This window comes from Streptomyces fungicidicus (assembly GCF_003665435.1).
GTDB classification, from domain to species: Bacteria; Actinomycetota; Actinomycetes; order Streptomycetales; family Streptomycetaceae; genus Streptomyces; species Streptomyces fungicidicus.
Genome location: NZ_CP023407.1, coordinates 2,330,852 through 2,342,654, shown reverse-complemented (window position 1 = coordinate 2,342,654; position 11,803 = coordinate 2,330,852). Strand labels below are relative to the sequence as shown.

Annotated in this window: 7 protein-coding genes; 2 read left to right on the top strand and 5 right to left on the bottom strand. The window is 69.5% G+C overall.

All coding sequences use genetic code 11. The features are described from left to right. Positions 1–502: 502 nt before the first annotated feature. The 4 genes from CNQ36_RS10500 to CNQ36_RS10485 all read right to left on the bottom strand — a co-directional run bounded on the left by CNQ36_RS10500 (position 503) and on the right by CNQ36_RS10485 (position 8,948). Complete coding sequence (locus tag CNQ36_RS10500) at positions 503–4,282, bottom strand: AAA family ATPase (protein WP_228312947.1); 3,780 nt, start codon at positions 4,280–4,282, stop codon at positions 503–505. 137 nt (positions 4,283–4,419) lie between these two features. Beyond that, positions 4,420–7,605, bottom strand: coding sequence for a DEAD/DEAH box helicase (locus tag CNQ36_RS10495; protein ID WP_121545781.1), 3,186 nt, complete (start codon positions 7,603–7,605; stop codon positions 4,420–4,422). Then, positions 7,598–8,416, bottom strand: coding sequence for a hypothetical protein (locus CNQ36_RS10490; protein ID WP_121545780.1), 819 nt, complete (start codon positions 8,414–8,416; stop codon positions 7,598–7,600). The genes CNQ36_RS10495 and CNQ36_RS10490 overlap by 8 nt, the downstream gene beginning before the upstream one ends. Before the next feature lie 103 nt (positions 8,417–8,519). Beyond that, positions 8,520–8,948: an ATP-binding protein gene (locus CNQ36_RS10485; RefSeq protein ID WP_121545779.1), complete on the bottom strand. Its 429-nt coding sequence runs from the start codon at positions 8,946–8,948 to the stop codon at positions 8,520–8,522. Positions 8,949–9,135: 187 nt separating this feature from the next. Between CNQ36_RS10485 and CNQ36_RS10480 the strand changes: the two genes are divergently transcribed. Both CNQ36_RS10480 and CNQ36_RS10475 read left to right on the top strand, forming a co-directional pair. Then, a complete protein-coding gene (locus CNQ36_RS10480) occupies positions 9,136–9,936 on the top strand; it encodes a helix-turn-helix domain-containing protein (protein WP_121548416.1) in 801 nt (266 codons plus the stop codon). Beyond that, positions 9,933–10,127 carry a DUF397 domain-containing protein gene (locus CNQ36_RS10475; RefSeq protein ID WP_121545778.1) on the top strand — a complete coding sequence of 65 codons (195 nt, stop codon included), beginning with the start codon at positions 9,933–9,935 and terminating at the stop codon, positions 10,125–10,127. The genes CNQ36_RS10480 and CNQ36_RS10475 overlap by 4 nt, the downstream gene beginning before the upstream one ends. 20 nt (positions 10,128–10,147) lie before the next feature. Here CNQ36_RS10475 and CNQ36_RS10470 read toward each other — a convergent pair whose 3' ends face one another. Beyond that, complete coding sequence (locus CNQ36_RS10470) at positions 10,148–11,794, bottom strand: hypothetical protein (protein WP_228312945.1); 1,647 nt, start codon at positions 11,792–11,794, stop codon at positions 10,148–10,150. Positions 11,795–11,803 lie beyond the last annotated feature (9 nt).

The window sequence follows — 11,803 nt, the reverse complement described above, 5'->3', positions numbered from 1 at the left end:
GGACACCCGGCTGGCCTTCACGTCCTGGAAGCCCGGCCCGAAGAGGCTCGGCAGCAGCGTGGCGGGCTCCTGCTGGATGCCCCGCCCGGGTCCTCGCCTCGTCCTCGCGCTGCTTTCAGGTGTTCAGCAGCCCGGCCTTCAGGTCCTTGGGCAGCACCTCGGCGAGGCAGTGCGCCAAGAAGCAGTCTCCGCGGCTGACCAGGGAGCCGTATGTCATGCCCCGTCTCTTCACAGGGCGAGGGGCGTCCGGGGCCGTCTCCGGGAAGAGCCGGGAGCAGCGGGATCCCGACGGCCCGCACCGGACGGGCCCGTGGCCGTCCGGTGCGGTACGGTCCGTTCTTGGTTACCGTGATGCGCGCCACGTTCCGGGGCAGCGAGGATCTTCGAGGCGTTCCGATGGAACTCACGGGCGGTCGTTTCCACGTGGTACCTCGTAGTACAGGCGTCACGTTGACCAAATGGTGTGGGTCGGCGAGCGGTTCCCCTGGGCCGGAGCGTCGGGTCAGGGGCGCTCAGGGCGTGCGGCCGTCTTCTTCACGGCCATGGGTCGGGCCCGGCGGATGGAGACAGTACCGACGACGCGTTGAGCCAGTGCCCGCCATTCCGGTTCGTTCACGCCGTGCTCATCGCTTGTCCAAACCAGAGTGCCGTTGGGGCCGCCACCGTCCTTTTCGGGCAGCACTCCCTGGCCGGCGTACCACTTCAGGCGCTGCCGCCACCTGGCGGCATACTCCGGATCGTCGAGCATGCCAAGGTGCTCCCAGAAGACGGGGGGGCCGGAAAGCGGGGTAATGGTGAAGTCCGGCAGCACCGTGCGGCCGTCCTTCCCCTTGAACGGCTGCTCATACGCCCACGCGCCAGGAGCGAGCTGTTCGAGGAGGCCGGCGACGATCACCTCGTTCTTGCTGCGCACCATCACACCGTTCACCGCCACGTGGACGAGCCGCGCGTCAACCCGCCCGCAGTTGGCGCCACTGGGTGTCGTCACGGTGCGCGGGTCCGGGGTGACCATGAGGTCGGTGAACCGCCGGGCGGTGTCGGATCCGGTGGCCCGGGTCAGCTCGAGGAGATCGTCGAGGGGCCCCTCGTGGCAGATGATCACTTTTTCGGTCTGCCGGGTGAGCGCGGTGTACAGAAGTTCCCGCGAGGTGCCGCGGGCCCCCGCGGGCAGGACCACGACGACGGTTTCGAACTCACTGCCCTGGCTCTTGTGCACGGTGAGAGCCCAGGCCAGCTCCAGGGGCACTTCTTCCTCACCACCGGAGCGCCCGTACTTGTAGCGCCGTCCGGGCTGGGAGGAGAACTCGACTTCGGTGGTGCGAGGCGCCCAATTCATACGCCCGCTCTTCAGCTCACCGGTGACCACACCGAGTTCGCCGTTGGCGACGTAGCCCTTCGTGTTCTTCCCCTCGGACTGGGACCACGCGGGGAGCGTCCCGTTGCGGGTGTGGACGACCTTGTCGCCCAGCACGATCTGTTCCGCGCCCAAGGGCTTGGGAACCCTGCGGTACCGGGATCCCTTGAGCGCGTTCTCCAGGGAGGCGCCGCGGTAACGTCGCTTGAGGTGGCGGTTGAGTTCCACGGTGCCGTGCGCCGTGCCGCGCACAGGGCTGAGGATCTGCCAGCGCCCGCAGCCCGCCGGGGCGGTGAAGTAGTCAGGGTAGACCGTGTTCCCGTATCGAGTGGTGCCCGCGCCGTACGAGGTGGCGAAGCTCAGACCCGTGGCGTCCTCCACCACGTGGAACTCGTCCCGCAGCACGTCGTCGACCACCTGTGTCGCCGTGCGGCCGTTCCAGGGGACCGCGCGGAGCGTCGCCATGTTCTGCCCTTGGCGCAGCCGCTGCCAGATCTCGTCACTGTCGGCCCCGTGCTCGTCACCGCTGTACCAACGGGCCAGCATCAGGTCGTGGCGTACGTTTCCCAGTTCCCGCTGGCGGCGCAACACCGTCAGCTCCGCCCAGCCCTGGGCGACCCGCGGCCACGAGCCGTCGTGGCCCTGCCGGGCCGCACGCTCCAGGTCGACGAAGGGCCGGCCCGCGCCGATGGGCGGAAGCTGGCGGGGATCGCCCACAAGGATCATCCGCTGCGGCGCCTCCAGGGCGTCCAGCAGCGCCGCGAGCATGTCCTCGGTGAGCATCGAGGCCTCGTCGACGATCACCGTGCCGTACTGCCGCTCCCGCGGCGTCCGGCCGGTGATCCGGTACCGGGCGCTGTCGGCCTCGTAGCGGCCCGACTTGCTCAGGAACTGGGCGAGGGTCTGCGCCTGATGGCCCACCTTGTCCTGCAACTGAACTCGTGCCTTGCCCGTAGGAGCGAGTAACAGCACTCCGCCCGACAACACTTCGGGGCGTTGCACCAGCGCCGTGACCAGGGTGGTCTTGCCGGTGCCCGCCGGACCGTTGAGCACGGTGAACCAGCTTTCGTACATCTCCCGCAAGGCCACGAGCTTTTCTTGCCGGGCCCGGGACTCCTCGGCACGGTCGACGTCGGCGATCCCGCCCCGCGCGCCGAGGACGCCGTCCAGGGTGGCCCCGAGGTCCTTGGGCGCCGTGTGCCGGGGGGCGGAGCGCAGCTGGTCGACGACCTCCCGGATCGTGTGTTTGCGCCACAGGGCGGAGCGCAGTTTGTAGGCGGCTGTACCGTCGGCGATCCGTGTCCTGCACAACTGCGGCCAGGCGAGGTCGAGATCATCATCGAGGTCCTCTGCCCGCAGCTCGTGGGCCGCCAGCACCGCGTCGCTGGGGCGCAGCGGTTTGACGGAGCTGAGTCCTTCCAGACCCTCCAGCATCTCTTCGAGCGGCAGCAGCGTGTGCCCCTGGCTCTGCGCACGCAGCAGCACAGTCGCCATGGCGGCCTCGACACGCCGTTTGTCGTCGGGGTCCGTGAGCGGTTGCGAGACCGGCAGCGGGTGCCGGTCCGTCAGCTGCCGGTCGGGAAAACAGCCTCGGTCGACGGCTTCGAAGGGGATGGGGCTCGCGTCGTCGATCGTGCAGGTCACCAGTGAGTACGGGTCCGCGAGCAGCTCGGACACCGGCAGGGGCACGGTGGTCTTCTGGTGGTACAACTCGCGCACCTGGTCGGAGGTCAGGTCGAAGCGAGCCAGCAACCGCATGGCCTGACGGTCCTCCTGACCGAGTGCCTTCCATACCTTCCGGCGCGTCGGCGTGGCAAGCAACGTGACGGTGTCCGGGCCGCCGCGTCCGGCCAGTGCCCGCTCCAGCACCGGCCAGGGGTCCTCTCCCTCACCGACGGCAGCCGTCACCTCACGGGCCGCGAAGGTGGGATGCGGCACGCTCAGGAGATCCAGCACCGCGGGAAGACCGGGGGTGGTACCGCGGCGCAGCCATGCACGGTCCAACTGCTCGTCGAGCCAGTCGAAGGATCGCTCCGGCAGTCCGCAGCCGAGGGCGACGGCCGCTTCGGCGGCGCGCTTCAGCTCCAGGAGCGAGGCCACCGCCGTATCCGCCGGTACGTGTTCGGTCCCGTAAGAGAACTCCCAGCGTTTTTCAGGAGCTTCGGCCAGAGCGTCCGAAACGTCGGTGCCGTCGGCCGCGAGCCGTGCCAGGGCCTGCATCGGCAGCAGGATGCCTCCGGTGCCGTCCGGTCGCAGCGTGTGCCGGACCACCGTCTCCCACATGTGGTTGGGAAAGGGGACGGGGCCGTCGGTCGGCCATCTGCCGGGCCGGGTGACCGATGCGACCAGCGCGGCCCCGACGAGCACGCGACGGGGATGGTTCTCGAACGGAGCGTGCTTGAGGTAGAAGAAGACCAGGGAGCGACCGTCGGCGACGTCCTGGAAGAACGTGTCGATGGCCGCCTTCTGGTTGTCCCCGTGGAGCACCCAGGCAGGCGCGAAGTCCAGTGCGGAGATGGCACGATCTTCCGCGTCCGTGCTGTAACCGTCCACCGGTTGCTGTTCCATGACGTCGTCGAGGAGGTCCCGGTTGAGCCAACGGAACGGAATGGCGTGGACCGACCACGCGGGCAGGGGCACGGACGCACTCCGAAGAGCCTTGAGTGCCGAGTTGTGGCCGTAGGGATGGGACGTCCGCAGCACCTGGTCCTGGCTGCTCAGAAAGCCGCCCCGCTCGCCGGCGCACGGGGGCAGGCCCCCCGGAAGTGCCTCGAACGCCTGGCCGGCGTGGCGGACCTCGAGCTCGTCGTCGCGCCGACGCCCGATGTTCTCCAGCAGCACGCAGGAGGCGTTACCCAGCGGATCGTCGCAGATCCGGCCGTCCCAGCCCCTGTCGTGCCAGGGGATCCGGACCGAAAGATGCTGCACGTACGCCACCGCGTTCCCTCCCACACTTTCGGCAGTCACTCATCACTCTAGGGTCGGGCACTGACACCTGTCCGCGACGAGCGGGTATCCGTGTCTGGCGGAAGGACGGGTGTCCGAACGGCCCGAACAGGTTCGCCCTATCGAGCCCCGTCGAGGATCCGCCAGACCGTCCGGTAGGCCGGGCCCTTGGCGCCCAGGGCCGACCGCCAGGCCGTCTCGGGGAGCGCGGCGAGCCGACTGCGAGCCGCCGCGGGGCCGCCCGCGGGGGTCCCGTCGGTGTTCGTCGCGGCCATCCGGTCCGCCGCCGACCGCGGTACGCCCGCGAGCCGCATCGCGATTGCGTCCTCGGTGCGAACGCCGTAGTAGGCGTACGACGGGATGTTGCGCAGCTCGCGCTGGGTCTCGGCCGGCAGGGTGGCGAAGTTCTTGCCCAGGGTTAGCGACTGGAGCGCCGACAGGCCCCAGGAGACCGTGGGCGCCAGCTCGCCGAACAGGCGCTGGCAGCACTTGGTGATCGCCTTGAGCTCGTCCCTCGTGCCGGCCTTCGCGAAGTGGTCGGCGGCGAGCTGCCGCATTGACGCGCCGTTCACCCAGTCCTGCATGACGCGGGCGACGAAGTCCCCGCTGCGGCCCTCGTGCTCGTTGGTCACCTCGACCAGGTTGTCCCTGAGTTCCGGAACCTCCAGCATGACACCGATGAGCTGGGCCAACGGGCGGCGGTCGCCCTCGAAGAGGGGTTGCTCCCACACATCGCGGCCGATGCGCGCGTCGCTCAGCCGTCCCAGGGTCGCCGACACGCTCTCCCAGGAGAAACCCGTACTGTCGACGAGAGCCAGCGGCTGCCCGGACAGCCGCTCCGCGTACGCCCGCACGCTGCGCGTCAGCTCCGCCGCCCAGCCGCGGTCCGTGCGCCGCAGGTCCTGGAATCCCAGGGTGCCGCGCAAGATCTGCTCGATCTCCTCCGCGAACTCCTCGGCGTCCCCGATCTGCCGGTAGGTGTGGGCCAGGTACTGCACGAACGCCGACCACTGGGGGAGGTGGGCGAGGGTGCGCAAGTCCAGGTGCCCGTAACTGCTCAGGGCCGTCCGCACCATCTCGACGAGGGTGGAGTTCAGCTCCGTCACCTGGCGGCCGACGAACGCCCGCAGTTTCCCGGCCCGCACCTCGTCCGTGGCCGCCAGCGCGATCAGCCCCACCTCGCCCTGCTCGACCCGGCCGGCGCGACCGGCCAGGTTCCAGAAGTCCGGGGCCGGGATGTCCTCCCCGTACGGGAACTGGTGGGAGGCCAGGACGACGTTCGCCACGGGGAAATTGACGCCTTGGGCGATGGTGGTGGTGGAGACCAGGTGGGTCAGATCACCCGACTCCATCAGGTACTCGGTGAGGGTGCGGATGTCGTCGGGCAGGCCGCGGTGGTGGATTCCGATGCCCTTGCCCAGCAACCCCACCAGTGGGAAGTCCGGGCCGAACTCCTCCGCCACCACGTCCTGGACGGCCCGCAGATCCTCGCCGGGGTCCGGCACGTCCTCCCGGCCACCGGCGAGCAGCTTGGCGATCGACCAGGCGTAGTCCGGCCGCCCGGCCAGGGTGATGGTCTGTCCCCGCCCGGCCAGCACGGACGCCGTCGCGGCGGCCAGCTTGGTCGGGCTGCTCGCCTGCGACCAGGTCAGTCCGAGCGGCCGGTTGCCGTCCAGCGGCAGGGTGTCCGGCACGCTGAGTGTTCTGCGGCTGGTGACCAGGGTCTCCAGGGCGACCCGGAAACCGCCGGCGCCCGGGGTGCGTTCCCGTAGGGCGAGCGCGAGGATGCGGTCGTTCGGTGCCCAGTCCACGGACAGCCCGACCGACTGCCGGCTGCCGCTGTCCAGCCATTCGGCGATGACGTCCCCGTTGTCGATGAACGGTGTCAGCAGCAGGAAACCGGCGTCCAGGGCCTCTCGGTTGACGGTCGCCAGCAACAGTTCCAGTTTGATCGCGCGTTTGCCCTCGCCCAGTTGGTGGGCCTCGTCTGCCACCACCAGGCAGAGCGGACGCCCGATCCTCTCCTGCCATCCCGACCGCAGCAGCAGGTCCAGTTTCTCCGGGGTCGACACCAGCACCCGGAACCGCCCCTCGCCGCGGTCCGTGAGCATGTCCTCCTCCAGGCCGTCGAACTCCAGGGCGGGGCTGATCCGTTCCACCCCGATGCCGAGGCCCGCGAAGTCGCGGCGCAGCCGCCGCGTCACCTGGTTCACCAGCGCCCGGTTCGGGGCGACGTAGGCGACCCAGCCCTGCTGCTTGTCGTAGGCGTTGAGCGCCTGGAGGATGCGGAACTGGGCGATCAGCGTCTTGCCCGCACTCGTCGGGAGACTGACCACCACACTCCGGTGCGCCGTGCGGATCAGACCCTGTTCCGCGAGGGCCACCCGCTGCGGCGGCAGCACCTCGAAGATGGGGCGCGGCCGGTCCCGGTCGACCAGCGAGGCCACGAAGGCGTTCACCTCCGGGCTGACCGCGCGAGCCACCGTCCACAGGCTGTTGTCGATGATCTGGTCGGCGGTCGCGGCCAGCAGCCGGACGAGCACTTCCAGATCCGGGTCGGCCGAGGCCACGGCCGCCTCCAGCGCGCGGTCGCAGTGCGACTGCACACGCTCGCGCACCCCGTAGTGACGGCTCGGCCGCCGCCCCCGCATCAGCGCACCCGTCGCCAGGTACTCGGCGAGCAGCTCCGCCGTCTTGAGCAGGTGGTAGTGCGCGGCCAGCGACCAGGCGGCGGGACGCGCGTCGTCACCCGCAGCCGAGAGGTACGGCTCCTCCAGCCCTTCCTGCTCCCACCGCAGCCGCACCAGGAGCTGGTCCAGGGCGTCCAGGTCGTCCCATCCGCGCTTGCGTAGCAGCAGCAGCCACGCGTCGGCGGTGCCGCGCCGCACCCGGGACTCCCAGTCGTCGGCCAACCGCGGCTCGGAGGGCAGCTCCACGTCCGCCAGCAGCCGGGCGGCGAGCGGTGTCTCGTCCGCGATCCAGCCCAGGCACGCCGTCCGCAGCAGCTCGAGCCGGGCCTCCGGCGAGTCCCAGGCGGGCAGCCGGGCCCGCGCCAGCGCGAACATCTGCCCGCACAGCCGCCGCGTCGACTCCGCCTTCGGATCCTCGGCGATGGCGTCCCAGGCCAGCAGGTCCAGCGCGTCCACCGCGAAACCCACCGCCTCGTAGCCCTCCTCGGGCCCCGGCGGGACCTCTCCCTCCACCGCGCGCAACGCGGACCCGATGAGCACGCGGTGCGCCCGCTCACCGGCCTCGGCCACGAGGGCCGGGTCGAGTACGTCGTCCAGCCAGCCCAGGTCAGCCATGGTCGAGCACCCCCACGTGGTCGGGCCATGAGGACATGGCCACGGGGAGGTACCAGGCCGTGAGCAGCGCATGCATCGGCTCCACGACCGTCTTGGCGAGTTCCTTGGCCCGGTTGCTCAGGTCCTTCGGCTCCGGCGCGGTGTCGCGCACCAGACAGCCGAAGAGCTGGACGTCCTTGCCCATCGACTTCACCCAGCGCCCGGCCGCGGTCTGGTAGGCGGCCTTGTGCTCCGGGGTCAGACACCGGAAACGCAGCCACTTCATGAGCGTGAGGTGGTCGTCCTTCGCGGAGAGCTTCTCGAGCTGGTGGATCATGCCGTCCGAGCCCGTCATGACGCCCGGCGGGGCGGACTGCTCGGAGGACGACTTGACCTCGCCGAACAGCAGCCGCGCCGAGCCGTCCGCCACGCACAGGCCGACCAGGTCGGCACCCGGCAGGCTCGCCTTGCGCGTACGCCGGTCACGGGCGCCGTCCCACAGCCACAGTGCCCCGTGCCAGTGCTCCAGCAGCACCTCGGCGAGGGCTTCGCCGACCTGCCAGGGGAGGGGTTCCGGCTCGCTCGCCAGGAGGGCCTTGAGGGTGTCGGTCTCCATGTCCGTCGTGGCGAGGCCTCGTAACTCGGTCAGGAAGTCGCGAGTGGCGGCGAGATCACCGACCCGCTCCGCCCACGGCCCTTCGCGTAACTCCCGCATCACGTCGGCCGTCAGCTCGACGCCGCTCCACGACACGGCCCCGTCCTTGCCGGCGTACACCTCGATCCCCTGCGAGATGCGCGGCACGGCGCCGTCCAACGCGCTGTTCTCCCCCACCCGTACGTCCCCTCCCCACAGTGTGATCGGAATTCTCTCCACCTCCCCGGGGGATTGTCCACGGTGTGTGTCCGTCTGTGGACGGACTGTCTCGCATTCCCCGTCAGGAGAGCGGGAGACATGCCCACACGGTCTTCCCGGAGGGCGGGTAGGGATCGCATCCCCAGCGGGTGGTCAGGGCTTTGACGAGGAGCAGGCCGCGGCCGGATTCGGCGGCGGGGTCGGCGGCGGTCGTACGGGGCCGGGGCGCGCGGTCGCCCCGGGCGTCGGTCACCTCGACACGGAGTGTGTCGGCGTCGGGTGTCTCGACGGTGAGCGTGAGCCGGAACCCACGGCCCTGCGCGCGCCCGTGGGTCACCGCGTTGGCGCTCAGCTCGGCGACGACGAGTGCGGCCGACTCGCTCACCGCGCAGGCCGGCGGCCAGCCCCACGCGTCGAGCTGCTGCACGGTCAGCAAACGGGCCAGGCGGGCGCCACGCGGAGTGGGGCTGAAGAGCTGGCTGAATCGAAGGGGGGAGATCTGCGTCTTCACGTCACCGAGCGTGGTCGGTCCGCTCTACTCTGACCAGCACATCCGTCAGTACGGAGGGTGCCTGTACCGGCACAGAAAGTGTCGTGTGCGGGGTGTCGGTCGTGACCTGAGAAAGGGGGCAGTCGTGTCCGAGGCGGCGGTGGAGGCGCAGGGGGTTTACGACGAGGGGGAGTTGAGCGGTGACCTGATGCGGGCGGTGGGCAAGCAGGTCAAGCTGCTCCGGGAACGGGCCGGGTTCACCCAGCGGGAGCTGGGGGACCGGCTCGGATACAGCGAGGACCTCGTCTCCTCGCTGGAACGGGGGAGGCGGACGCCGCAACGGGAGTTCTTGGAGGCGGCTGACGAACTGCTGGGGGCGGGTGGGCTGCTGCGGGCCACGATCGAGGACGTGGAGAGGGCGAAGGCGAAGGCACGGGTCCGGCATCCGGCTTGGTTCCGGGACTATGCGCGGTTGGAGCGGGAGGCGGTTGAGATCAACTTCTACAACTGCCATGACATCCCCGGCTTGTTCCAGACCGAACGGCGGATTCGGGCCTTGTACGAGATGCGTAAGCCGTTGCTGGAAGAGGAGTTGGTGGAGCAGCGGGTGGCTTCTCGGCTGGCACGGCAGGACATTCTCACCCAGTGGCCCCCGCCGATGATCACGGCTGTCGTCGAGGAGGTGGTCTTCCGGCGTCCGCTGGGTGATCGGGACGTTCACAGGGAGCAGTTGGATCAACTGCTTCGACTGGCCCGGCTGCGCAACGTGGAACTGCAGGTGATGCCGACCGGACGCACCCAGCACGCGGGCATGGGTGGCTCCTTCATCTTGCTGACCCCCAAGGGGAAGTCTCAACTGGGCTACGTGGAGGCGCAGAGCTCCAGCCGACTGCTCACGGATGCCGAGGAAGTCCGCATCCTGGCTGCACGGTACGGAAGCATCCGGGCGCAGGCGCTTACCATGCAGGAGTCCCTTGCCTTGATCGAGAAGATGGTGGCAGAGCTATGAGTACTGCGGAATCCGCTCCCCTCACCTGGTTCAAGAGCAGCTACAGCGGCAACGAGGGCGGCGAATGCCTGGAAGCCGCCGTCACGCCCGGCGCGATCCACGTCCGCGACTCCAAGGTGCCCGCCCGCGCTGAACTCACCGTCTCCGCCACGGAGTGGGCCGCGTTCGTACGGTTCGCCGTCGGACGCTGACCCACCCGCGAGTCGTCGGCTCAGGTCTGCGTGTTGTCGGGGTGCTCCCCGATGTACCCCACGTAGACGAGCCCTGTGCCGACTCCGTCGTCATGGAAGTAGAGCCGGGGTGACACCGTGTTGCCCCCGCCGATCCGCAGGTGGGCCTGCATGAAGAGCTTGCCCTCCTTGGCGACGGACGTCGGCACGGGGAACGTGCGCTGGCGACGCCACTTCGCGTTGTTCCCGACCGTCTCGGACTCCTTCATCTTGACCTTGGCGGACGGGAAGCGGTTCGAGGCTCCGTCCGGAAGGTTGTCGCACCAGTGGCGGAAGTCGCCGCCCGTCGTTCCCGCGGCGGACGCTGCGGCGTAGTCGTTCAGCGTGTGCAAGGCGTCCCAGGCGACGGTCACCCAGTTGACGATGCACTGGGCGTCCAGATCCTTGGTCTTCTTGGGGTTCCCGGTGAATCGCAGGTATGTGAACTCGTCCATGCGGTCGAGGATCTCTGCGAAGGTGGCCGGCTGGTCCTCGGGCTCCGGGGGCGGTGTGTGGGCCAGCGCGTGGAGACCGGCCTCTTCGAGCTTCTTCTGCAGGAAGCGGACTTTGCGGTGGGCGTCCTGGAAGTCCCGGTACAGCTGGTCGTTCTCGACGATCTGCTCGAAGTCCCGGTCATCCGCCTCCTTGACACGAAGACGGAACTCACGGATCTGCTGGTCCTTCGACTCCTCGCGCTGCTCCGCCTCCTGGCGCTGGGTGTCGACCTTGCGCAGCTCCTTGCGAAGCTCTTCCAGGCTGGACGTGTCGACAACCGGGCGGGGGCGGCTGCGCTGGAACGGCAGGGTGTCCAGCGGTTCCGGGAGGGGGTGGCTCAGCGCCAGGCGCTGGGGAAGGGACGCGAGGATCGCCGCCGCTCGTCCGACGTTCGCCTCGATGGTGGACCGGGACATCACGGGGTGACGCTGGGCGTCGGGCTGCCAGGCCGGGTCCACGCCGGGAAGGTAGGTGCGGACGCCACCCCCGAAGACCGGGTGGTGTTCGAGGGCCGCGTTGAAGGACTGCTGGGCCTCCGGCCGGAGGACGTACATGACGGCGAGACCACTGAGGTGCCGGAAGACCGGTTCGACGACCCGTTTCGTCCAGGCTTCCGCATCCTGTCCGTACGGAACACTTGCCACGACGACAGGCAGTCTGCGGTCCTGCTCGCAGAGTTCCTCGATCACCTCCTCCACGTCGTCCTGTTCGATGAACTTCGGAACCGTCCCGACTTCGGCGAGGCCGTCCTGTGCGGGGACGGCATCGAGGAGGAGTTTGGCTATGCCGGGCGTGTTCGCACGGATGTGTGCCTGGCCGGGAGCCGGCTGGTGCTCGATGTCCACCTGGAGCCAGGTGCGGCGGGAGTCCTTGCCGTTGTCCGAGCGGACCACGACGGTGGACTGCCAGGTGCCCTGGTTGTCCGGCCGGTTCTCGCGGAGTCGCCAGCGGGAGTACGAGCCGTGCCGGCCCGCCGCCGCGTCGTGGTCGAGGGTGACGCCCTCGGCTATCTCATTGCGGCCCTTGTCCAGGGCGGAGGTGTCGTACCGCTTCATCTTGCCGAGCCAGTAGTGCAGTTGGCGGTCGGCTTCGGCGGAGGTGGTCACGAAGTCCTGCGCGGTCGAGACGACCATGCGGTAGTTGCGCGGTTCCATAAGCGGCTG